The organism is Bacillus cereus group sp. N24 (assembly GCF_016483345.1).
Classification (GTDB): domain Bacteria; phylum Bacillota; class Bacilli; order Bacillales; family Bacillaceae_G; genus Bacillus_A; species Bacillus_A toyonensis.
This window is the reverse complement of record NZ_JAEHCA010000029.1, coordinates 15,121-39,375: the sequence shown is the minus strand read 5'-3', so window position 1 is coordinate 39,375 and position 24,255 is coordinate 15,121. Positions and strand designations below refer to the sequence as shown.

The following is a 24,255-nucleotide window of genomic DNA, read 5'->3' as shown; positions in this document are numbered from 1 at the left end:
AGAGCGGTAAGTTTATATTGTTTTAAAGAATATAAAACCTAGTTATTATGTTGATGTAACATTTGAGCTATTCCTTGACCAAATGACCAGTTCTCAATTGATGTCTCATGTAAAGTAATGAAAACATCAGCGCTAGAGATGTGTAATATAGTAGCTGTGGTAGTTGCTATAGCATTATACAAATCCTTTTTTTGATTCATTGTTCTTCCTGGTCCACACGTAATTGAAACATAAATCATATTATTAGATCGTTTTGTTGAACTCTCTAATAGATAAGAAGAATCATAAAACAGCTGATGAGATGGATAAGGTAAAAACATTTGGAAATAATCGTTTTCGGGGATATTAAAATGTTCCATTAATGAATGATGGATTTTGATACTTACATTTTTTAATAACTTATTATCGGATAATTCTTCAGGATGATAAACAGTAACAAATGGCATATTAGAGCACTTCCTTTCTTTTGAATTCATTTTACTTCCAATCATTTCATTTGTATAATTGAAAATATATTAACTTATTATCAATAAAATCGATAAAGATGGTGTGTCAAATGGAAATAAAAGAATTAATTACATTTAAAAAAATTATTGAAGAAGGAACGTTTTCACAAGCTGCTAAACAATTAAACTATGCCCAATCAACTGTAACAACACATATAAAAAAGCTAGAGAATGAAATAGGTTTTCTATTATTTGAAAGAGGATGGGATGCGAGATTAACAGAAGAGGGAAAACTCTTTGCAGAGGAAGTAGAAAACTTATTAACACATTGGGAGTATTCCAAATCTCAAGCACAACGTATTAGTAATGAAGAGAGAGGGAGTTTAAGAATTGGTCTATTAGAATCTTTTGCTAAAAGGTTAATTCCAATAATATTAAAGTTTTTAAACGATGAAAAACCATATATACATTGTGATTTTGTAGTGGGAAATACTGCACTTTTAGCAGAGATGATTAAACAAAATAAGGTCGATTTTGCGGTGTGTGGACATAATAATAGTTCGAATATAAAATTCACTCCAATAAGTGATGAACAAATTGAATTTATAGTAAATCATCCGAATCATCCTTTACTACAAAAAGATTTTGTTGAAGTATTTGATATTATAGATTACCCCATAATTGTAGGTGAAAATAGTTGTTTTTCATATCAATCTGTAAGTTCTTTATTAGCGGAAAATAATTTGTCTTTTAAGAGAGTATACAATTGTAGTGCTTTGAACCTTATTCCACAAATGCTCTTTGAGAATGCTATAGGAATTATACCAAAAGGTACAATTTTGAATGAAGAAGTACTATCTTTTAAGATTAAGGGTTTTAATTCTAACATTCCGATTGGTATATTAATATCTACTAAAAATAACAATTATTTAAGTCAAACGAAACAAAAAATTATGAACATCATTAAAGTAGCCCTATAATTATGCAGAAAATAATTATAAGGCTATTTTTAATACGTATTTTTCATTTATTATTTCAAAGGTTTTTATAATGACAGGATTTATATGAGTAGAAGGATTCCCTAACATTACAGTGAATTTAAAATAAAGGTGTAGTAATAATACTATATAGTTTAAGGAGGAGAAGACTTGAATTTAGGTGAGTTGATAGCCAAAGGAAATACAGCGAAGATATATCTTCATGAAAATAAAGTTATTAAATTATTTGAGGAATACCTTCCAAACACAGAGTCTACAAATGAAGCAAAAAAACAAAAATATGCTTATTCATGCGGACTACCAGTTCCGAACGTATTTGAAGTGACAAAGATACAAAATAGACAGGCAATTATTATGGAATATGTAAAAGGAGAAAATATTGGCGAACTCCTGCTTAATAATCTAAATAAGGCAAAACATTACATCAATATTTGTGTTAATGAACAAAAAAAGATTCATGCTATACGTGTGAATATAGATGAAATGGAACCAATGAGAGAAAGGTTAGAGCGTCAAATTAAATCTGTTCATAAATTGGATGAAAACAAAAAGAAAAATATTTTACAAAAATTAGATTCAATTGTATTTGATTCTAGGCTATGTCATGGAGATTTTCATCCGTTTAATTTGATTTTGAGTAACGATAACGTAAAAATTATAGACTGGATAGATGCAAGTTCAGGTGATATCCGTGCAGATGTATTTCGTACATACTTATTGTACGCTCAGGTCTCAGTAGAATTAGCTGAAATGTATTTACATATGTATTGTAGAAATACTGGCCTATCAAGAGATGAGATTTTTCAATGGGCTCCAATTATTATTACAGCTAGATTTGCTGAGAAGATATCTCCGCATAACGCAGTTTATTTAAATGGAGTGTTAGATCAGTATGTATAATTAAAAAATAAATAAAATCCAGTAAGTAATTATCCTTATATAGGATGTGGTTTAACTATTGTAGCTAAACCACATTTGCTTTACATTTTGATTAATGAATCTTTATTTTCAAGTTTCATTCTATAAAGATTCATTATCCGTACTTGATTCTCAGTTAATTCTTCTTTATTCCAATACATGTGCATTAAACTATATTCAAATATCTCTTTTAATTTGATAAACAACGGAAGCTTGTCTATCATTTCTTTAGGTAGTTCTCTTTCTTCTTGATACCCGTCAAGTATCGCTTTTGTAATAGAATTCTCATAGTCAACAATATTCCCATTTCCAGCAAATGAATATTCTATTGCACTATAAATTGGAACTGCTAAATCGAATATGTAAAAGTGTTTTTCACAGTCTTGAAAATCAATCATGGATAAGTTTGAATCGCTATCAACTAAAATGTTTTCTAACCATAAATCTCCATGGATCAGGCCGTAGTTCGTAGATGTTTTTGGTAGGTTCTTAATGGAAGATAAAACATCGCATGCAATTTCTCTAATAATAGTCTCTTCATTAGGGATATATTTAAGGAAATTATATTCTTCATTTTCATACCAAGCGTTAATATGTTTAACTCGTTCAATACTTTCAAAGTCTTTAGATATCAGATGTAATTTGCCAATTTCTTGACCCAATTGTTTAAATACATCGGGATTCCATTCACTTCTTGGTAAGTGAATGCCAGGAGCAGCTTTATAAACTACAGCAAATACCTCCTTGTTTAATGTTAATAAAATGTAATGGATAACGTTCGTTTACTAATGTGAGTATTTCTTTTTCTAATTCCTTCATTTTGAATTCCTCTCTATATTTAAATTTTTTCAGCCTAAAAACTAAAAGTTCCTTAATTTACAAAATTCGTGTTTTATTTTATGAAATCCTTTAAAAAGATATATCCTGTAATTTACGTGTTAATAATTAGTAGGGTAGGAACACTCCACAATGATTAAAGTTAAATTGAAAAGTGAATAGAATATATGACAAAATAAGATAGCTGAAAAAATATAAAACAAAGTATTTAAGGATTTTAGAGAATGGTTCGTGTTATAAACCACAAGAAACATCAAAAGAAAGAAACGTATCCCTCTTATAATTTTTAGTGAGGAGTGAAGTAAATGAATGAGTATATACAGCAAATGATTGATTGGATTGAGAAGAATTTGAGGAAGGGATTCTCATTGGAAAAATTATCGCATTACATGGGATATTCCCCTTATTATTGTTCTTTCAAATTTCATCAAGCAACAGGTGTCAGCATTAGGCGTTATGTTCTTCTTAGAAGATTGTATTTATTTACGGAGGAATTGACGAACGGTAGAAAGATAATAGATATTGCAATGGATTACGATTACTCTTCGCAAGAGGCTTATGGTAGAGCTTTTAAAACTGTTTTTGGTATAATCCCAAAAATTTCCAACTTAGCAAGATGCCAATTCAATCATTTGTTAAACTCAATATAAATAAAGAAGAGGAGTTTAAAATGAATATTTCTAGAAAAATAGAGGTTGAGCAGTTACGAAATAGGAAATGTGAACTGTTCGATAAAGACGTACTAAATATATTAAATGGCCAATTTATGTATGAAGAATTTAAAAACGAAAAATTAATGGGAGAGTCTGATTATGCCCCATTTAATGAAGCAATGTGTGTAAATGCTACTAGTACACAAGTTTTCGATGAAGAATTCATTGAAGTAAGAGCAAGGGGGCATAATAGTTCAGTAGAGAATTATATAAAAAAGGTTATAGATCCATTAGAAAAGTTTTTTAAGAATAATTATGAATGTATTGTTTTATGGTTTGGTGAAGATATGTTTTGCCAAATGAACCTAGTAACAATACTTTCTTATCTTGAGCAGTCAGGCTATGAGGGGAGAGTGATTTTAAATAGCTTTAGGGAAGATGAATTCAAAGTCAGTCAAACTGAACTTAAGTTAGGTAACTATTGTTCTGTATACAAAGAGGTATTGGTAAACCATAGAAAACCATCTGTGGATTTACTCCCAGTGATGTATCAGGCTATAAAGTTATATTTAGAAATGTTAAAAGAAGATAATGCTGTAACAAAATTCATCTACAAAAATAAAGAATTATCAAACCAAGAATTATTAATAAAGTTGTTCCATCTTTTTCACGCAATCGGATATGGAGATTCTCAGTACATAGAACTTATTAATAAAATAAAGAAGAAAGCTGCACCTAAAATATAGGTGCAGCTTTCTATTTATATACGTTCAAGTGAATCTAACTCTGCTTCTACAAATGTCATTAATTCTTTAATAGTTTCACCAGAGAAATCAAAACGAATACCAGCTGCTTCATACACTTCTTTTATAGATTTTGAGCTTCCTAGTGATAATGCCTTTCTATAATTATTTAGTGCTTGTTTAGGATCTTCTTTATATTGTTTATACATTTGCAGTGCACCAAGTTGTGCGATTGCATATTCGATATAATAGAATGGTACTTCAAAAATATGAAGTACTGGCAACCAACTCGTTGCTATCCAGTTTTCGTAACCATCGATATGTATGACGCTAGACTGATAAACTTTTTGAAGTTGTAAGTATTTTTCGTTTCTTTCCTCAGCAGTATGATTAGGGTTTTCATACAACCAGTGTTGGAACTGATCTACGATAAGCATACTTGGTAAATATGAAATAACATCTTTAAAGTAGTTTATTTTTGCTTGTTTTAAATCTTCTTTGTCTGTATAGAAAGTATCCCAATAGTCTATGGAGAATACTTCCATTGTCATACTAGCTAGTTCAGCCGTTTCAGCAGGAATTTCTATATACTGTCGTAATTCTAATGGTTTTACGCACTCATTATGAATGCTATGACCCATTTCATGTATGAAAGTAATAATATCATCTTGTGTATAGTTTAGGTTCATAAATATAAAAGATAATTGAGAAGCAGGTAAGTACTCACAAAAACCACCAGCTACTTTTCCTTTACGACTTCCTAAATCTAAGCAATCATGACTATACATTCGGTTTAATAACACTGAAAATTCAACATCTAGTTTATTGAAGATGTAAGTGCATTTTTCAATTAAATCTTTTTCATTTGCAATTGGTTTAAGCACTTTTTGATCAGGGGCTACAGCTGTTACATCCCATGGACGAAGCGTATCTACTTTTAGTTTCTCTTTTTTCTCTTGTAATATTTTATCTTTAAGTGGTACAACGTACTCTCGTATTGATTCGGCTAGTTCATAGCAATCTGCTGCTGTATAATCAAAACGCTCATATTTTTTAAACATATAATCACGATAATTCTCGACTTGAATGTTTTTTGCCTTTTGGTGGCGAATGTTAATTAATGTATTTAAGATGCTTTGGAGTTCTTTTTCAACAGATAAAAATTGTTCGGAAATAATTGTTTTTGCTTTTTCACGGATGTCACGATTCGGATTTTGTAAATAGGATTGTAATTCCGTTATCGTGTTTTCTTCGCCGTCCCAATTTCCACTTAGTCCTCCTGTAATTTCAAAGTACGCTGTTACTAATTGGTCTTCTTTAATTTCTAATTCGATATTTTCCTCGCAAAATAAAGTTTGAGCATTTTTTATTTTTACATCTAATAAACCATATACTTTAGAATCTAATTCCATTCGAAATGGTGACTGTAAGTATTTATTATTAAATAAATTTTGATAACGTTTTAAAAGTGGCTTTACAAATTGTTGATCATGTTCAAAAGTATCTTTTATTTCTTTATTATCTGTATTACTTTGAAAGGCGATATAGTGTAATCGTAATTGTTCTTCGATTTCCCAAATTAATGTAGATTGTTCTTTTAACCAGTGTTCAAGGTCTAGTTTTGAAGAAATCTTTTTATTTATTAAAGTTGAAAGAGCTTGTTCCAATTCAAGTATATTACTAATATCAATCGTATTTACGCGCTGCATTATATATCCCTCACTTTTTATTTACTTATGGAAGTATTCTTTTTCTTTATTACAATCCCTTTTTTTCCTAAAAAGTTTGTACCCACTACTCCAAGAACAATCAGAATTGTGTCGATGATATGGTAGTATGCGATTTGTTCATGTAAGAATGCAACGCCTGCGATAATGGTAATAAGTGTAGATAAATTGCTGAAAACACTTATTTTAGCTGCTTCAATATAAGATAATGAATAGTTTAATAACAATGCGGTCAGTAAAGAAGATAGTAATCCTAAATATAAAATGGAAATAAGAAATGTTCCATTCATAAATGGCTTAAAGAATATAGTTAATGTACCTTTGTTTATATGGCTAGTGATAGCAATTACATTAAAACTAATAAAACCAATCGCTGTCATTGTGTAAGTTAGATCCATTAGCCTGAAATTCTTTGTCATTTTTCGAGCTAACACATTATAGCAAGCAGATGATAATGCCGATAACAAAATAAGAATAACACCGATGAGACTAGTTTCATGTGCCTCTAAACCATTCATGATAAATATATAAATAACACCGATGACAGAAACGAGAACAGAGGTTTTTTGCCATATATTCGTATATTCTTTTAAAAAATAGGAAGCTAATATCATCGTAAATATAGGAATTGCCGCTTGGATAATTCCAGCTTCAGATGAACTTGTATACACTAAGCCAAACGCTTGGAAAGCAAAAAATAGTGCTGGATAAAATATTGCAATTGGTAAAAGGGCAAGTATGTTTTTAAATGATATATTTAACTTTACAAAACCGAAAATAACGGGAATGCTTGCAGCTACGAAAGCAATTGTAAAACGATGAGCAAGAGTATCGAGGGGACTCGTAACTGTTAGTGCTAATTTCACAAACATAAAGGAGAATCCAATAATAAATGAATAGAGTAATGCTGATAAATATGCCTTTGTTGTATGTTTCATAATTTCACCTCATAGTAGTTGATTTCATACTGGCCAGTATACGTACATAGTAATCTTTCTGATCTAGTGCTACAATGTGAACAAATACAAACTGTACCGGTACAAATTAAATGTTGAGGTGGTAATGATGTATAAGTATTTACATGTTTTAAACGACTTAGAAAATATGATTCAAAATGGAGAGGTAAAAGAAGGAAAGAAATTACCGTCTATAAGGTCACTCGTTACACAATATGAATGTAATAAGGCGACAGTTATACGTGCGCTTCATGAATTAGAAAAGCGTCATATTATTTATTCCGTTCCTCAAAGTGGATACTACGTTGTTAAGAAATCCGGGAGTATCATAGAAACTAACGAGATAATTGATTTTGCTTCCTCAGCACCAGATCCAGATGTGTTTCCATATTTAGATTTTCAACATTGTATTAATAAGGCCATTGATACATATAAAAACGACTTGTTCGTATATGGAACGCCGAAAGGTTTACCATCTCTAATTCCAGTTATTCAAAAACAGCTGACAAACTATCAAGTTTTCACAAAAGAAGAAAATATTTTTATAACGTCAGGTGTGCAGCAAGCGCTTGCTATATTAACATCAATACCATTTCCGAATGAAAATGAAACGATATTAATTGAACAGCCAACCTATCATCTATATATTGAATATCTAGAAATAAATAAAATTCCTGTAATCGGTATTAAACGTACGAATGAAGGTATCGACTTAAATGAATTGGAACGTATATTTCGAACAGAAAAAATAAAATTCTTTTATACGATACCGAGATATCATCATCCGCTTGGAACTTCTTATTCTAAAGATGAGAAAGAAAAAATAGTGCTATTGGCTAAGAAGTATAATGTATTTATAGTAGAAGATGATTATTTAGCAGATTTAGAAACTGATTCAAAAGCAGATCCGTTATATAGCTTGGATAATTGTAATCATGTCATATATTTGAAAAGTTACTCGAAGATTATATTTCCTGGTTTACGAGTCGGTGTGGCTGTTATTCCATCAGCAATTGCAAATGCTTTTCATAAATATAAAAAGATTTTAGATATCGATAGTCCAATGATATCTCAAGCTGCTTTAGAAATTTATATAAAGAGTGGCATGTTCGAACGCCATAAAAATAAAATTAAATCTTCCTATTACGATAGATCAAAAAAACTAGCAGAAATATTAGAAAAAGTGCAAAATGAAAACCCACTTTTATTTACATATAAAAAGCATAGTACGATAGGAATTCATACTTGTTTAGAAATACATAAAACAAGTATTTCGGAAATGTTTTTTGAGAAATTGAGTGACATTCAAATAAATATTGATTCTATTGATAAAAATTACGTCAAAGGTTTTCCTAAAGAGAGATTGTTAAAGTTAAACGTATCGAATGTAAAAGAAGATAAGATTGAAGAAGGAATTCGCAAAGTAATCGAGGAAGTAAAGCAATCGGCACGTCTAGATTTTCAATTTAAAAAAGAATAATACGAATAAGGAGGTTTATTGTGAGAGGGAAAATAATAACCTTGTTTGTATGTATTGCTATAGGTATTGGAGCAATGGTAGTTATTAAATATTATATAGATGATGATCAGTGCATAGCAGTTGCAAAATATTCAAGAGGTATTATCGTAGATCAAAATAACGAACCTATATCTAATGTGAAAATTTATGAAGATTCTATTGAAAGTGAGGAACGTAGTATTTCAAATGCACAAGGTGAATTTGAGATACCACATGGTGTTTGTGGTGAAATTGCGTTACAAGTGGTTACTCCAGATGGCGGAATTTATACGAGAAAATATGATAGTGAACATATACCAAAAGTAATAAAGATGGAGTATAAAAAGTAAGAAGAATCATTTTAAACCAATGCAAGGTGAGTATGTTAAATCAAAATTGATAATTTTTTAGAGCACTCAATAGCTAAGTGCTCTTTTTGTGTATGACATAAGTGCATTTTATGGAAAAATATAACAATAAATGATATCCTTAAAATATAGCTTTTATTTTGAATAGGAGGGCGATGGAGTCTATGGCGGTACGTATAGTCGATGATTTACAGCAATTATCTTTGCTCCTTATGTTTTTAAGTACATTTATATTTTACAGATATTTAAAAAAGATTAAACGAGAGAGAAAATTGAGTTGTTTCGAATGGACAATGTATTTTGTCACTCAATTTGCGACATTAATTTGGGCAATTACTTATTTTATTAAACACTTAGCAGAATCGTAAATTCTAATCATTCAATCTAGCTTACTGTTATCTATTAGGTGTATAAATATAGTCTGTATCTAAATCGATGACAACATCGCTTATGACGTCTTCCTGTAATAATTTTGGAATTTTTTCGTATTGATATCGTACACAAAATAAGCTTAGAAGGTCCTCATTAGATATCTCTTCATTTTTTATATTTAAATACATTGTTATTAATTCGTTAATAGAACAGTTATGGCCAATAACATACTCATTTATTCCATATCCATCAAATTCAATTATCATGTTATCACTGCTGGGTGCTAGCCAACGTTTTAGCTTAAAATTTGGATAAAACATCCACATGAAATATATTATACTTCACTCACACAATGTTTTGAAGAATTGAGATCAGGGGTAATTAAACAAAAGTATATGTTTCATATGAATAACGAAAAAATAGAGAAAATATTTGTCACAAACCTCACATCTGTTTCGTCACATTTATGATTATTAAATGAGGAGGAACATATATGAAAATATTTGTAGCAGGTGCAACAGGTGTTATAGGACGTTCTTTATTACCTATGTTAATAAAAGAGGGGCATACGGTATTTGCAATGATTCGTAATGAATTACAAGTAGAAGCAATGAAGAAAATTGGTGCTATACCAGTAATAGCCGATGTGTTTAATCGACAGGTTGTATTTTCTGTATTGGAAGAAACAACTCCCGATGTAGTTATACATCAATTAACGTCATTGTCTACATGGAATTTTGAGGATAATGCAAAAATTAGAACAAAAGGCACTCGTAACCTTGTCGATGCCGCAAAAAATGTAGGGGTAAAGAAAATAATCGCTCAAAGTATTTCATGGGCGTATGAAGCAGGGGATACATTTGCGACAGAAAAAGATTCACTACATATTACTGCTCCTATGCCTCGGCAAATCACTGTTAATGGCATATTAAAATTAGAATCAGCTGTTTCTGAGTTACCAGAATCGATTATTCTTCGTTACGGTACACTATACGGACCGGGAACATGGTATGCGGAAAACGGCTTAATTGCAAATCAAGTTCGTAATAATGAAATGATTGCAACAGATGGGATAAGCTCTTTTATACATGTCGAAGATGCCGCTAGAGCAACTATGTTAGCTCTTAATTGGCCTCCAGGAATCGTAAATATTGTAGATGATTCCCCAGCAACTAGTAAAGAATGGTTACCAATATACGCAGCTGCAATTGGGGCACCGGCTCCTAAAGCTCAAGCTGGGAAAAATAGTTGGGAAAGAGGAGCCTCAAATTATAAGGCACGTAAAGAGTATGGATGGACACCTTTATTTCCATTATGGTCTGAAGGATTTAAAAATTTGATAAGTATGTAAAATAATCCTTTAATGGGAATGCTAATAACATTCACCGTTAAAGGATTGGGCTATTATGAATATAATTTGGGAAAGTATTATTTTAACCCTTACTGGAATTATTGTTTTAAAAATGACAGGTAGTACATCTGTTAGCCAAATGACGAGAGCTGAAATAATTATAGTTGTATCAATTGGACGTATTATTGTAGAACCTGTATTAAGTAGGAAAGTAGTTCCATCTATCTTTGCCGCTATCATATTTTCGGGCATACTACTTATCATTCATTTCTTTGAATTGAAATCAAGGAAGGTGGAGCAATTCCTAAATGGAAGTAGCATTGTAATTGTTGAAAACGGAAAGATTGTAAAAGCAAATTTGATACGGGCAAAAATGTCAGAACAACAACTTTATATGCAATTAAGAGAAAAAGGGATTCATGATGTAAAGCGTTTACAGCAAGTTACAGCGGAACCGAATGGGCGTATTGGCTATCAATTAATAAAACAAGCACAACCAATAACTTTAGAAATGTTAGAAAAAGTATTAGATCAGTACAATATAAAAAGATAATTTTTCATGAGAAACAGCCAATACTACAATAAAAATATTGGCTGTTTTTTTATTTTCTATAAACGTAAGGATTAATAAAATAGGGGAGATTTTTAACCAATCTTTATAATAGATATAGGCTTATTATTATGCTATATTCAATGGGGCTACGATGACTAAGGTAAGTCGTATGAATAGAAGAAAAAACTATATACCAACAATACAAAAAATTTGCCTTTACTTTGATACTAAAAATGGATTGAAAATAAGGAGATAGATACATAATGGAATTTTGGGAATCAAGTTTTATTGAAAAACAAACGATGTGGGGATTTGAACCTACAGAATCCGCAATTATGATGAAAGATTTTTTTCTTGAAAAGAACGTTAAGGATATATTAGTTCCGGGTATTGGATATGGAAGAAATGCAAAGGTTTTTATTGATAATAGGATAAATGTAACAGGTATTGAAATTTCAAAAACAGCCATCGATTTAGCAAAGCAAAACGGACTAGAAAATATTAGTATGTATCACGGTTCAGTAAATGATATGCCTTTTGATAACAATCTTTATGATGGGATATTTAGTCATGCACTTCTTCATTTGTTGAATAAGCATGAGCGTGAGAAATTTATTAAAGATTGTTATAATCAGTTAAAACCAGACGGATATATGGTTTTTACAACGGTTTCTAAAAAAGCGCCAATGTACGGAAAAGGGAAACAGTTGGACCAAGATTATTTTGAGATAATGGAAGGTGTAAAAATGTTCTTCTATGATTCTGAATCTATAAAACATGATTTTAATGAATATGGATTAGTACAAGTTTCGGAAATTGACGAACCAAATAAGAACATGGAAAATAAGCCTTCAATCAATTTTTTAATGATAAAATGTAAGAAAGAACAATAAATAAAGAATTGTAAGCATTACTAACAATCTCTATATGTTGAATATGAACCAATAAAGAGGACGAGCATATATTATAAATACCTCTTAACTTTAAGTAACCTTAACTTTCGTTAATAGGATATCTCAAAATCCCCGAAAAGAGCACTTGCGGAAACGAGTGCTCTTTTATTTATGTGATAATAGATTTTTATGGGTATTCTATTTGGAATTTTAAACCATAAATATAGAATGTAATGTTAAACTTAATGTAGCACTTGTTGAAATTAATAGTTGTGCTGTAATAGAGAATAAAGTACTTGAATGGAGTGTTATTGAATGCAAACAAGAAAAGCTTATTTATATGTATTTCATACGATGTCAGATTGGGAGTACGGACATTTAATTGCCGAACTGAATACAGGAAGATATTTCAAAAAAGGTTTAGCGCCTTTAAAAGTAATTACAGTAGGAGTAAATAAAGAAACGGTTATTTCAATGGGAGGCTTGAATATAAAGCCAGATATTTCCCTAGATGAATGTGTGTTTGAGAGTAACGATCTATTAATTTTACCTGGAGGAAATACTTGGAGTGAAAATATACATAAACCTATTTTGCAAAAAGTTGATGAAGCTTTAAAGATGGGCGTAATTGTTGCTGCAATTTGTGGTGCAACTGTAGGGCTTGCAAATTACGAATTCTTAGATGATAGAAAGCATACAAGTAATAGTTTAGATTATATGAAAATGGTTTGTCCGAATTATAAAGGAGAAAATTTGTATGAAATGGGACCTGTAGTATCTGACCAAAATCTTATTACTGCATCTGGAGTAGCCCCTCTGGAGTTCGCAATGGAAGTACTGAAAAAATTGGATGTACTTGCGCCAGATACACTTCATTCATGGTATAATTTACATAAGACTCATGAACCTGATTATTTCTTCCAGTTAATGAATTCTCTTAATAATTGAGTAGTTTTATAGTATCTCGAATAGGAACCATGCTCTCGATAGACAACGTCAAAGCATGGTTTTTTTGTTTTATTTCATAAATATTTAAATCTCGTATAATAAAAATGAATTCGAGAGAAATATTCTTCTCTTTTTATACGATTATTGCTGAACGACAAAAGTAATAGCATTTGTTTTTAATTGAATCTTTCTTTCATTTCGAACTATATCATATGCTAATTCTTTTATTTCAAGTTTTATTTCTTTTCATCCAGTATAAATGCTTTTTAATAGATGTATCATTTCTTCGGTAGGGAGATTAATTTCAATTAAAGCATCTAATGTTTGATTCGTTTTCTTGTCTATTTCTCGTATGTTCGAGTTGATAATTAAACAATTGATACCATCATTCTTTGTGCCTTTTTTCATAGAGTGGAGCACGTTTTTAAAATCTTCTTCTGATTTAACATGCTCTAAACTTGATACTGCAACGATATAGTCATAAGTGTTAGGAGGAATATAGTAGTTTTCAATTACTATTTGTTCCGTTTTTATTACTTCAAATACACCATGTACTTTGCTATAAACTTGTAACTTTGTTAAAGCAGAATGAAGTAAATCAACACAAGTAACAGTGCCGCTACAATTTTTTATTTTTTGTGCAATTGGAATACTATTTCTTCCAACGCCAGATCCGAGGTCAAGTACTTGCAAGTTGTTTTGTCCTTCGAAATAGTCCATCATGTCCATAACTGTTTTAACTGGTTTGTAAAGCCAAGATCCAGTCTCAAATAGTTTATATTGTTCATAACAAAGGTCATGATATTTCTTTTCTTCTTGTCTTATGTAATCGATACGATTCATATTGTTTCAGCTCCAATATGTTCACTGCAAAATGAATAGGTAGGACAGCCTTTTATATTCGTTTGAATTCGAAAGATACCACCAGCATGTGGGTACTTTTTTAATTCTTCATCCGTCATTCTTGTTCTGGCTGTCGTAACATATAAGTCAGTTGAATTATGGCCTCCAAATGTACACGACGTTACATATAATGCAGGAATTGGAACACTTAATATTTGTTCTCCAGTCAAAGGATTCCATCTAGTAATCTTCGAACCACCCCAATGTGCAATCCATAAGCAACCTTCTTCATCGATTGTCATCCCATCAGGTAAACCATCATTTTCAGGAAAAAGGATAACATCAGTTGGATTACTAATTTCTCCAGTACGTATATCATAATGAAAACGAACTACTTTTTTAGTAGGTGTATCAATAAAATAAAGGTATGTATGATCAGGTGACCAAGCGATTCCATTTGATGTATTTACATATGAAACTTTTTTCTCAACGCTCAAATTATTATATAAACAATATAAGGAACCTGCAGCATTTATTCCATTTAAATCAGTAGTACCCGCCCAGAAGCGACCAGCTGGATCACATTTCCCATCATTAAAACGATTTTCTACTAAATGTGGTTCAGGATCATAAATATGTGTCAGTTTTTCTGTTTTCAGGTTAAGAGAGTAAAATCCGTTTTCCGTTGCTAAAAGTACTACATCCTCTACATATGGAACAACACAGCCGATTTGCTGATTAAGGGCAATTACCCGGTTTGTATTGTTAGTGGGATTATAGATGCATAATGTTTTCTCCATAATATCAACCCAATATAAAAGTTGCTTTTTTTCATTCCAACATGGTCCTTCAGCTAAAGTTGCTTTAGCATCTAAAACTAATTCTATATTACTAAACAAGATGTTCACCTCGCATTATAAGATATTTATATAATTCGATAAAAATAGAGGTAAACCTTTTAGCGAGAGAATCTTAAGATTTGCAATGTAGAAAACAGACCTTCTCATATTAAAAAAGTGTATAAACACAGAGAGGAAAATGCATATGATGTTTTATGAGGTTGTTTGCTTTTCTTGTAAAAATATATTCCGAGTATATGAAGGTAGTGAACAATATAAGCGGTTTAAAGAGAAATCGAAAGGGATATATTGTTGTGATGAATGTAGCCACAAGATTCAATTAGAAGCGATAAAACATTTTTTTAGATAATTATATGTAATGTATTACCGTTCAGAAAAATTTGACAATAAACGTGTAATAAATTATCATATGTAAAAATCAACATTTAAAATGGCATGGAAGAGAAGAGTAGTTAAGAAAGAATACGTACAGAGAGCTCTGGTAGCTGAGAAAGAGCGGTATACATCTTAATGAAAAAAGACTTGGAGCTGCGCAAGGAACTAATTTATTTAGGGATGGTGCGACGGGTTCTCCCGTTATAGAGATAGGGTATAAGCATATTTTGCCGTACCTGAAAAGGTTAATATGGTGACGTATTAACAAACTGAGGTGGTACCGCGAAGCTAATAACTCTCGTCCTCAAGATGAATAATCTTGGGGGTGGGAGTTTTTTTGTTGTATAAAACTGAAAATGTGAAAACAAAAAATAATTGAGGTGAGTGACATATGCATTGGGCGTATGAAGTAGCACATGAATTAATTAGAAAACATCCAAATAAAGAAACTTTTGTTTGTGCATCTGGAATTAGTCCATCTGGTTCTGTTCACATTGGAAACTTCCGTGAAATAGTAACGACTTATTTTGTTGTAAGAGCTCTGCAAAATTTAGGGAAAAAGACTCGTTTTATCTTTTCATGGGATGATTATGACAGGTTTAGAAAAGTTCCTAAAAATATTGATCCATCTTTTGCAAGATACATTGGTATGCCGTACTGTGGTATCCCTGATCCGCATGGATGTCATAACTCATATGCAGAGCATTTTGAAAAAGAGTTTGAGAAATCGCTTCAAGCATTTGGGATTGAAGTGGAATTCATATATCAACATGCTGAATATAGAAGCGGAAGGTATAATGGCAATATATTAGAGGCTTTGCATAAAAGAAAAGAAATATATGATATTTTAATGCGTTTTAAAACAGGAGTTCACTTTGAAGAAGATAGAGAAAACTTTTATCCAGTTACGTTATATTGCGAGAGGTGCGGGAAAGATGCAACAACGATTACACAATTTGATGAAGTATTAGAAACAGTACGGTATGCATGTGAATGCGGAAATGAAAATGAATTATCGGTAGTAAATACAAATAAAATGAAACTGAATTGGAAAATTGATTGGCCGATGAGATGGATGATAGAGGATGTTATTTTTGAACCAGGCGGAAGAGATCATTCATCGGAAACAGGTAGTTACAATGTATCAAAAGAAATTGTAAGGAAAATATTCAATCGTGAAGCGCCTCATTACGTTGCTTATGATTTCATTGGTATTAAAGGTAATCATGAAAAAATGTCTAGTTCTTCAGGGAATAGCATTACACCTAGCGACTTATTAAAAGTGTATGTACCAGAAGTAATTCTTTTTATATTTGCAAAATATAGGCCAGGCGCAGCTTTTCATATTGGCCTTGATGAAGATGTGATCCGAAATTATACAGAGTATGAACGATTGAAAGATAGTTATGAAAATGAAACACTAAAAAATGAAGATTTATTTGATGCAATTAAACTTTCTAGAGTTGATAACCGATTTAAAGAATATCCAAAGTTTAATCAAGTTGCAAGTACTTTACCACTATTAAATTTTGATTCCTCTATTTTACAAAATATATTAGAGAAAATAGATAGGAGTTATGCATTACCTGAAATGATTGCGATAAGTAATCGTGCAGAGTATTGGATAAGAAATTTTCAATCTGAAAAATTGATTACGGTAAATAAAGAGAAGAATACGGAGTTTTATAACACATTAGAAGATAGACAGAAAAACTGGGTGGAAGAAGTTTGTAAAACACTTCGTTCTAATAAAGAATATTCTAATTTAATGGAGCAACTGTATACGATTTGTCATCATGAAAATAAAAAAATAATGAAAGGAAATCAAAAGCTATTATTCACCATTATATATAGGCTCGTTATGAATCAATCAAGTGGCCCACGTATACCGTTATTAATACATGTGGTAGGCATCAAAAAAATCATCACTTTATTAGATTTCTAATATATAGCTAAAAGCAACGCAAGTACTCAAAGATCTAAGTGCTTGCGTTGTAAATTTTACTACCGTGTATACAGTTTTGGACATTCATCACCACTTGGCTCATAAAAACAATGGCTTTTAAATTGCCCTACAAACGGCTGATTATACCATTCAGGTAGGCAAGCTCCAACTGGACGGAAATACCAAAGAGCCCATCGTGCTGGCCAGCGCCATTCACCTTGTAAAACCTTTCTTGCAATTTCTTTTTCTGACTCACGAGCGCGTTGATAAAAATATCCATATTGTACCGCTTCAAATCCACCGGGGCTTTGATATACAGCATCACGAACGGTACGGAGTTGTTTGAAATCTAAGCAATCGCAAAATACACGATTCACAACAACGCAGCCAACAAGCTGTTCACCTTGTCGACCTTCTCCTTCAGCTTCAGCACGAATTAAACGAGCTAGTAAATCAACATCGCTTTCGTTATATGAAATAAGGGGCATAGTGATACCACCTTTCTGTTATAGTAAAGAGTGTATGTTATAAAATAAGCTACGTGCTTTTTTACATAAAAATAATATTTGATTTTAATAGGAGTTTGTATAAAAAAAGTTAATTAGTAATAGTAGATAAATAGAAAAGGGGAGAGGTATTATGTATCGAATTCATAAAGATGACATTATTTACGCAATGTCATCAGAAAATAAGCCGTGTATGGAAGTGGAAATTGGGAGCCGTCTTGTATTTGAAACATATGATTGCTTTGAAAACCAAATTGATTCTGAAGATGTTGTGTTCCAAGAATTAGATTGGAACCGAATTAATCCAGCGACTGGGCCTGTATATATTACAGGTGCAGAACCGGATGATATATTGGCCGTAACGATTGAAAAGATTAAAATTGCAGAGCAGGGTGTTTTAACTACAGGTGCGAACCTCGGTGTAATGGGTGAAGTGCTAAATGAAAATACAGTGAAAATCGTCTCAATACATAATAAACATGTTTTGTTTTCAAATGAACTGCAAATTCCGATTAATCCAATGATCGGTGTGATTGGTACTGCGCCGAAAGAGGAGAGTATTTCCTGTGGAACACCGCATGACCATGGCGGAAATATGGACTGTAAAGAGATAAAAGAAGGGACAACATTGTTATTACCTGTAAATGTTCCTGGTGCTCTATTAGCATTAGGCGATTTACATGCAGCGATGGGTGATGGTGAAATTGGTGTTAGTGGAGTAGAGGTTGCTGGTGAGGTGACGGTAACAGTTCAGATTATAAAAGGAAAGAAATGGCCACTACCAATGGCTATCCAAAAAGAAAAAGTAATGACGATTGCTTCAGAGAAATTGTTAGACGATGCAGCGAATCGTGCTGTACATAATATGGTGACATTTTTACATGAGGAATTAGAAATGTCTAAAGCAGATGCAACTCTTTTATTATCAGCAGCGGGTAATTTAAAAGTTTGCCAAGTAGTGGATCCACTAAAAACGACGCGGATGGAACTAGGAATGGAATATGCGGAAAAGCTAGGTTTTAATTGGAGTAAATTTAATATTAAATAAGAATACTAGAAGAAGGATGCTGTTTTTTAAAAGTATCCTTTTTTAATTTACGGATGAAATAAAAAGAGGTAGTATTTACTTTGTATAAGTATATTTGAGATTGTGAATTAAAAGGAGTTTAAGAATGGTCAAAATTATGATTGTTGAAGATGATATGAAAATTGCGGAGCTATTATCAACTTATGTTGCGAAATACGGTTACCAAGGAATTGTAATATCGGATTTTCAAAATGTGTTAGACATATTTTTAGAAGAACAACCAGAGTTAGTTTTATTAGATATTAATTTACCAAGCTTTGACGGTTACTATTGGTGTCGTCAAATTCGCGGAATTTCTACATGTCCAATTTTATTTATCTCGGCCCGTGAAGGTACGATGGATCAGGTTATGGCGTTAGAAAATGGTGGCGATGATTTTATTCCGAAGCCTTTTCATTATGAAGTTGTAATGGCAAAAATTCGTAGCCATTTAAGACGTGCTTACGGTGATTATGCACCGAAACTAGAAGAACGAATGGTTGAGCAACAAGGACTTAGTTTATATCCCGAAAGGCTTGTATTGAAGTTGCGGAATCAAGAGATTGATATAACGAGAAACGAAGCCATTTTATTAGAAATGTTAATGAAAAATTATCCGCGTGTTGTGAGTAGAGAAGTGTTACTTAATAAGTTATGGGATAGTGAATCTTACGTTGATGATAATACATTAAGTGTAAATACAACACGTGTGCGTAAAAAGTTAAAAACATTACATATTGAGGATGCGATTGAAACAATTCGTAGTGTTGGATATAGGTTGCATATTACTTGGGAAAATGGTGTGGAAAAATGATAAGGCTGTTTATACGTGACCATATACCACTTATTTGTTTTACAGTGCTCCAACTACTAGCCATATTCCTCGTATATTGGTTTGATGGACATAATCATATTACAACAGCATTATATGCAATGTTTTTAGGTTCTTTTTTTATTGTAAGCTACTTAATATTTCGTTATTTTACACATCGTTCTTTTTATGAGCGTTTAGCAAATCCATTGCAATCTTTGGATGAATCCGTTCAAAAATCTGATTTTGCAGTTGTATCTACTGCTCTCCAAGATTTACTTGATGCACAATATCGTCATTATCAAAATCAGCTGCAATTACAAGAGAGAAAAAATAATGATCAATTAACCTTTATGAATCAGTGGATTCATCAAATGAAAACACCTCTATCTGTAATAGAATTAATTACACAGGCTGAAGTGGATTCGCGTTTTGAAAGTATTAATGAGGAAACAGATCGGCTGAAAAAGGGGTTAGAGATGGCACTGTATGTCGCACGTTTAGAGGCATTTACACAAGATTTTTATGTGGAAAGAGTACAACTACATAAAATAGTGAATGATTCTGTACATGAACATAAACGCTTTTTTATCCGGAATTTCGTATATCCAGAGCTTGAAATTGATAAGGGTATTACTGTAGAAAGTGATGCGAAATGGTTACAATTTTTAATTGGACAAATTATATCGAATGCAATTAAATACTCATCAGGTAGTAGAGAAAAGATTAAAGTGAAAGCATGTAAGGAAGGTAATACTGTTGTACTTGAAATAGCCGATAGTGGCGTCGGGATACCGAAGCAAGATTTACCAAGAGTATTTAAACCGTTCTTTACAGGAGAAAATGGTAGAGATTTTAAAGAATCAACTGGAATGGGGTTATATCTTGTATATGAAATTACGAAACAATTAGGGCATCGTGTAGAAATTCATTCAGAAGTTGGTAAAGGTACCGTTGTACGAATTATATTTTTTAATGTGTAAATAAGTGATTTAGGCTAAAGAACTTTGAAGATAAGTTTTTTAGCCTTATTTTATAGCGAGTAAATGAAACGATAATAAATACGACTGTTAAATTAGAAGGATTTAATAATAAGTTAATCGATAGATAATTTTTTGTAAGAAAAAAACTACCCCTTTGAAAGAGCTAGCTTTATGAATTGTAATTAAGCAAACAAACTTAATAATTTATATCCAATTAAACCTAAAATAATGATAGGAATCACCACTAAAAAAGAAGAAATTCGATTAGCATTAGAGCGTTCTAATACAAGAATCAAGATAATTCCGACTATCACTTCGGTATATCCAACAGGTAACATGTGACTATAGTCTTCAAAATTTAAAAGAATGTGAAGTCCATCCGTTACAAAAACTCCACTTATAAGTGCGCTTCCGAATTTATGAAGTGGATTTGTAGTATCCTTCCATAGAAAACCTGCAATTCCGAAGATGGTTCCTCCTATACATGCACATACAATCCATACAGATATAAAATAAATAGAGTGAGCTACATTTTTAATAATTATTGCATAACCATAATAGCCTAAAACCATACCTAGCAGCGCAAGTATACCGGAAAGCATAGCTGTACGCTTAGAATAACTAAGACTAGCCACAAAAAAGGATGGAACTAACCAAACACTTCCTAGGTTAGCTAATGAATTCCAATTTCCTGGAAGTATACCTTGGCCCAATTTAGTTAGTATACCAACAATAATCCCTACTATAATCGGGATGAGAAAACTCCTTAAAAACATATTTGATTTTATGATTTTTAATGTCTTTTCCATAAATTCAATCCTTACTTTAATATTTTCTGTAAACTTATAATAGCTTATTAAGGAAAAATAATCAATCAATTTTTATCGAATAACAATAAAAAAATATTGAATAACGAACCATCCTTTGTTTTTATAATTAGGTGAATAAAATATCAAAACTAGTTACTCAACCAAAATGGTAAATGAAATAATATATGCAAGTAATAAAATTGCTGAAAACACATAATTCAACTTATCATAAGATGCTCTTGAGGATAACATTCACTCTTATACTTGTAATTTAGAATTTTTAATGATTTTCATCTCGTATTTACAATGAAATGATTTATGATAAAAAAGAAAAGGGATTGATATATTTTCTCCTGTTTTTTATTTACGATTTATTAGAAGGAAGGCTTCTTTGCTAGTTGTTAATAATAGGGGGGATTGCAATAGATATTCGGAAAATTAGATATTTTATAACAGTGGCAGAAGAATTAAACTTTAGTCGTGCAGTAGAGCGTCTTATGATGGCACAACCGCCTTTAAGCCAAGAGATTCGTAAATTAGAAGATGAATTAGGGGTTCAACTTTTTTACCGGACAAAGAGAATGGTTGAGCTTACCGATGCCGGGAAAATATTTTTAGAAGGTGCGCGACAAACGCTGCTTCAAGTAGATAGAACGATTAAAGAAACACAGCTTGCGGATGAAGGAAAGATAGGCCATTTAATAATTGGGTTTGTCGATTCTACAGAAACCGTTATAAATGTATTAAAAAAATTTCGAGAACGGTTTCCTAAAATTCAACTCATATTACGCGAAATGACAACTGATCAACAAATCAAAGCGCTCTATGAAAAACAAATTCATATTGGATTTATTCGTTCCAAGCAGAATAATGAAATTTTAACTTCCGAAGTTTGTTCTGTAGAATATTTAAAATTGGTTTTGTATGAAGATCACCCTTTCGTTATGTTACGTAACATTCCAATTAAATCATTAGTGGATGAACCATTTATTTTATTTCCACGTCATTTTGGTACAAACTTTTATGATGTAATTATTAGTTACTTTTGGGAACATGGAGTAAGTTTAAATATTGTTCAAGAAGCGATTCAAATGCAAACGATTGTGAATTTAGTTGCAGCAGGAATGGGGATTTCTGTCGTTCCGTCATCAGTAGAAAGTTATAAAAAAACGGGAGTTATATATAAAGAAATTCAAGAAAATACCCCAAAAATAAATTTATATGCTGGATGGAGACTAGATGAACAGTCTGTTGTGTTAGAGAACTTTTTAACTGTTGTTAGAGAGGTTTATACAACTTCACAATGTGAATGTAAAAGATAATAACCCATCTGTATAGGATGGGCAGTGTAGATTTGAAAAGGAAAGCTTCTTTATAGGTAGAACAAAAAGGTGTTTTAACCTGTTTTGCTCGGATCATACTCAATGAAATCTTTTAGTACACCATCAATTTGATCCACAATTTCAGGTTGTAATTTAACGCTAGAAGCAATTACGTTTTCTCTTATTTGCTCTGGATTTGATGCACCAATAATTGCAGAGGAAACAGCTGGATTTTGTAATACCCAAGCAACTGCAAGTTGAGGTAAGGTAAGATTAGTTTCTTGCGCGATGGGATTAAGTTTCTGGATTGCATTGAGTACATCATCGCTCATCCAGCGTTGCACGAGTTTTTGGAAAAATGGTTTACCAGCATCAGAGTTAGCACGTGATTGATTCGGCAATGGTTTACCAGGTTGATATTTTCCTGTGAGAATACCTTGTGCAAGGGGAGACCAAACAACTTGACCAAGTCCCTCACGTTGACATGTTGGTATTACATCAGTTTCAATAACTCGCCACAACATCGAATATTGAGGTTGGCTAGCGATAAGTGGAATGCTTAATTCTCGTGCAAGTGCTGCACCACGGGTGATTTGTTCTGATGTCCACTCACTTATGCCTAAGTAAAGGACTTTACCTTGTCTTACAAGATCAGCAAAAGCTAACATCGTTTCTTCAAGGGGAGTTGTTGTATCAAATCTATGTGCATAATAGACATCAATGTAGTCTGTCTGCAACCGTTTTAACGATGCATTACAATTTTCAATAATATGTTTCCGCGACAATCCACGATCATTTTTTCCAGGTCCGGTCGGATGACATACTTTTGTACATAGTTCTATACTTTCTCGCCGTATGCCTTTTAAAGACCGGCCTAGTAATTCTTCGGCTATCGTGTCCGAATAAACATCAGCAGTATCAAACGTTGTAATTCCGACATCTAGTGCGGTTTTCACACAATCATTTGCAGTATCTTCATTTACCTTTCCGCCATGGTTTATCCAGTTCCCGTAGGCAATCTTACTTACTGTTAACCCACTGTTTCCGAGTTTGCTAAATTCCATTGTAGAATCCCCCCTTAAAAATGATACCTTTATTATAAGAACTGAAATTTAGTATGTATAATATATGATTTATGATGAATCTATATAAAAATTATATAAGAGGGAGATGTTTAGAATTTTATTGTTAGGGGAATCTAAAGCAAGTAGTACAACAAATGTGGTTTATGCTTGTTCAATATGAAGTTTAGAATTGATAAATAGACCTTAAAAAAAAGCAATCTTTTTAAAAGCACATATAATTGCATTTACTCATACAGTACTATTATGGTACAATATGGTTACTAACGACGGAAAGGAATGATGGGTGGACGATGATTAACTAATCTTATTTTTAAATGTTGAAATTAAATAAATTTCAATTTGTAAAAAATAGGATTAGTCTGCCCAATTCCATTCAACGGTATTGCTAT

The 24,255-nt window shown here is 31.9% G+C and carries 23 protein-coding genes, 3 pseudogenes and 1 other annotated feature; of the genes and pseudogenes, 16 read left to right on the top strand and 10 right to left on the bottom strand.

What is annotated here, in order from left to right; genetic code table 11:
• Positions 1–38 precede the first annotated feature (38 nt).
• On the bottom strand, positions 39–446 hold the full coding sequence (locus JDS95_RS26155) for a tautomerase family protein (RefSeq protein WP_001117405.1): 408 nt from the start codon (positions 444–446) through the stop codon (positions 39–41).
• 110 nt (positions 447–556) lie between these two features.
• On the opposite strand from JDS95_RS26155, the gene JDS95_RS26150 reads away from it, so the two are divergent.
• Together JDS95_RS26150 and JDS95_RS26145 are read left to right on the top strand one after the other, a co-directional pair.
• Positions 557–1,426, top strand: coding sequence for a LysR family transcriptional regulator (locus JDS95_RS26150; protein WP_000403090.1), 870 nt, complete (start codon positions 557–559; stop codon positions 1,424–1,426).
• A gap of 168 nt (positions 1,427–1,594) precedes the next feature.
• The gene (locus JDS95_RS26145) at positions 1,595–2,344 is read left to right on the top strand and encodes an aminoglycoside phosphotransferase family protein (protein WP_016108483.1); all 750 of its coding nucleotides are present in this window, start codon (positions 1,595–1,597) and stop codon (positions 2,342–2,344) included.
• 80 nt (positions 2,345–2,424) lie between these two features.
• On the opposite strand, the pseudogene JDS95_RS26140 reads toward JDS95_RS26145, so the two are convergent.
• Positions 2,425–3,120, bottom strand: a pseudogene (locus tag JDS95_RS26140) (phosphotransferase enzyme family protein); the annotation flags it as partial.
• 384 nt (positions 3,121–3,504) lie between these two features.
• Between JDS95_RS26140 and JDS95_RS26135 the strand changes: the two are divergent.
• A pseudogene (locus JDS95_RS26135) lies at positions 3,505–4,598 on the top strand (helix-turn-helix domain-containing protein).
• Between the two features lie 14 nt (positions 4,599–4,612).
• Here the strand turns inward: JDS95_RS26135 and JDS95_RS26130 are convergent.
• Both JDS95_RS26130 and JDS95_RS26125 read right to left on the bottom strand, forming a co-directional pair.
• On the bottom strand, positions 4,613–6,304 hold the full coding sequence (locus JDS95_RS26130; RefSeq protein WP_085450754.1) for a M3 family oligoendopeptidase: 1,692 nt from the start codon (positions 6,302–6,304) through the stop codon (positions 4,613–4,615).
• Between the two features lie 17 nt (positions 6,305–6,321).
• Positions 6,322–7,260 (bottom strand): DMT family transporter, encoded by a 939-nt coding sequence (locus JDS95_RS26125; protein ID WP_199690872.1) that lies wholly within the window; start codon positions 7,258–7,260, stop codon positions 6,322–6,324.
• A gap of 127 nt (positions 7,261–7,387) precedes the next feature.
• Here JDS95_RS26125 and JDS95_RS26120 point away from each other — a divergent pair, with 127 nt between their 5' ends.
• The 3 genes from JDS95_RS26120 (at position 7,388) to JDS95_RS26110 (ending at position 9,512) form a co-directional block, all read left to right on the top strand.
• Positions 7,388–8,758, top strand: coding sequence for an aminotransferase-like domain-containing protein (locus tag JDS95_RS26120; protein WP_085450752.1), 1,371 nt, complete (start codon positions 7,388–7,390; stop codon positions 8,756–8,758).
• A gap of 20 nt (positions 8,759–8,778) precedes the next feature.
• Positions 8,779–9,126, top strand: coding sequence for a hypothetical protein (locus JDS95_RS26115; protein ID WP_001214245.1), 348 nt, complete (start codon positions 8,779–8,781; stop codon positions 9,124–9,126).
• Positions 9,127–9,308: 182 nt separating this feature from the next.
• Entirely contained in the window at positions 9,309–9,512 is a 204-nt protein-coding gene (locus JDS95_RS26110; protein WP_000290882.1) for a hypothetical protein, read from the top strand.
• A 27-nt stretch (positions 9,513–9,539) separates the two neighbouring features.
• Here the strand turns inward: JDS95_RS26110 and JDS95_RS26105 are convergent, their stop codons facing one another.
• The gene (locus JDS95_RS26105) at positions 9,540–9,782 is read right to left on the bottom strand and encodes a hypothetical protein (RefSeq protein ID WP_000582705.1); all 243 of its coding nucleotides are present in this window, start codon (positions 9,780–9,782) and stop codon (positions 9,540–9,542) included.
• Positions 9,783–10,009: 227 nt separating this feature from the next.
• On the opposite strand from JDS95_RS26105, the gene JDS95_RS26100 reads away from it, so the two are divergent.
• From JDS95_RS26100 to JDS95_RS26085, 4 genes are all read left to right on the top strand, one after another.
• Positions 10,010–10,867 carry an NAD-dependent epimerase/dehydratase family protein gene (locus tag JDS95_RS26100; RefSeq protein ID WP_000689425.1) on the top strand — a complete coding sequence of 286 codons (858 nt, stop codon included), beginning with the start codon at positions 10,010–10,012 and terminating at the stop codon, positions 10,865–10,867.
• 55 nt (positions 10,868–10,922) lie between these two features.
• Entirely contained in the window at positions 10,923–11,420 is a 498-nt protein-coding gene (locus tag JDS95_RS26095) for a DUF421 domain-containing protein (protein WP_001021705.1), read from the top strand.
• A gap of 263 nt (positions 11,421–11,683) precedes the next feature.
• A complete protein-coding gene (locus JDS95_RS26090) occupies positions 11,684–12,313 on the top strand; it encodes a class I SAM-dependent methyltransferase (protein WP_085450751.1) in 630 nt (209 codons plus the stop codon).
• Positions 12,314–12,628: 315 nt separating this feature from the next.
• Entirely contained in the window at positions 12,629–13,261 is a 633-nt protein-coding gene (locus tag JDS95_RS26085) for a type 1 glutamine amidotransferase family protein (protein WP_001194787.1), read from the top strand.
• 141 nt (positions 13,262–13,402) lie between these two features.
• On the opposite strand, the pseudogene JDS95_RS26080 reads toward JDS95_RS26085, so the two are convergent.
• A pseudogene (locus JDS95_RS26080) lies at positions 13,403–14,104 on the bottom strand (class I SAM-dependent methyltransferase).
• Complete coding sequence (locus JDS95_RS26075; protein ID WP_000492438.1) at positions 14,101–15,003, bottom strand: SMP-30/gluconolactonase/LRE family protein; 903 nt, start codon at positions 15,001–15,003, stop codon at positions 14,101–14,103. Before JDS95_RS26075 ends, JDS95_RS26080 begins: the two are co-directional and overlap by 4 nt.
• 139 nt (positions 15,004–15,142) lie before the next feature.
• Here JDS95_RS26075 and JDS95_RS26070 point away from each other — a divergent pair, with 139 nt between their 5' ends.
• Complete coding sequence (locus JDS95_RS26070; protein ID WP_044810524.1) at positions 15,143–15,313, top strand: DUF2197 domain-containing protein; 171 nt, start codon at positions 15,143–15,145, stop codon at positions 15,311–15,313.
• A 78-nt stretch (positions 15,314–15,391) separates the two neighbouring features.
• Positions 15,392–15,648, top strand: a binding site (T-box leader).
• 82 nt (positions 15,649–15,730) lie between these two features.
• Entirely contained in the window at positions 15,731–17,284 is a 1,554-nt protein-coding gene (lysS, locus tag JDS95_RS26065; RefSeq protein WP_085450749.1) for a lysine--tRNA ligase, read from the top strand.
• 59 nt (positions 17,285–17,343) lie between these two features.
• Here the strand turns inward: lysS and JDS95_RS26060 are convergent, their stop codons facing one another.
• Positions 17,344–17,772, bottom strand: a complete 429-nt coding sequence (locus tag JDS95_RS26060) for a cell wall hydrolase (RefSeq protein WP_085450748.1) — start codon at positions 17,770–17,772, stop codon at positions 17,344–17,346.
• Positions 17,773–17,923: 151 nt separating this feature from the next.
• On the opposite strand from JDS95_RS26060, the gene JDS95_RS26055 reads away from it, so the two are divergent.
• From JDS95_RS26055 to JDS95_RS26045, 3 genes are all read left to right on the top strand, one after another.
• Complete coding sequence (locus JDS95_RS26055; protein ID WP_000285652.1) at positions 17,924–18,838, top strand: acetamidase/formamidase family protein; 915 nt, start codon at positions 17,924–17,926, stop codon at positions 18,836–18,838.
• A 124-nt stretch (positions 18,839–18,962) separates the two neighbouring features.
• Positions 18,963–19,670 (top strand): response regulator transcription factor, encoded by a 708-nt coding sequence (locus tag JDS95_RS26050; protein ID WP_085450747.1) that lies wholly within the window; start codon positions 18,963–18,965, stop codon positions 19,668–19,670.
• Positions 19,667–20,650, top strand: coding sequence for a sensor histidine kinase (locus JDS95_RS26045; protein ID WP_085450746.1), 984 nt, complete (start codon positions 19,667–19,669; stop codon positions 20,648–20,650). Before JDS95_RS26050 ends, JDS95_RS26045 begins: the two co-directional genes overlap by 4 nt.
• 182 nt (positions 20,651–20,832) lie before the next feature.
• Here the strand turns inward: JDS95_RS26045 and JDS95_RS26040 are convergent, their stop codons facing one another.
• Positions 20,833–21,459 (bottom strand): DUF6518 family protein, encoded by a 627-nt coding sequence (locus JDS95_RS26040; protein WP_085450745.1) that lies wholly within the window; start codon positions 21,457–21,459, stop codon positions 20,833–20,835.
• Positions 21,460–21,881: 422 nt separating this feature from the next.
• Between JDS95_RS26040 and JDS95_RS26035 the strand changes: the two genes are divergently transcribed.
• A complete protein-coding gene (locus JDS95_RS26035) occupies positions 21,882–22,781 on the top strand; it encodes a LysR substrate-binding domain-containing protein (RefSeq protein ID WP_307838003.1) in 900 nt (299 codons plus the stop codon).
• Positions 22,782–22,855: 74 nt separating this feature from the next.
• On the opposite strand, the gene JDS95_RS26030 is transcribed toward JDS95_RS26035, so the two are convergent.
• The gene (locus JDS95_RS26030; protein WP_085450743.1) at positions 22,856–23,845 is read right to left on the bottom strand and encodes an aldo/keto reductase family protein; all 990 of its coding nucleotides are present in this window, start codon (positions 23,843–23,845) and stop codon (positions 22,856–22,858) included.
• Between the last annotated feature and the right edge of the window lie 410 nt (positions 23,846–24,255).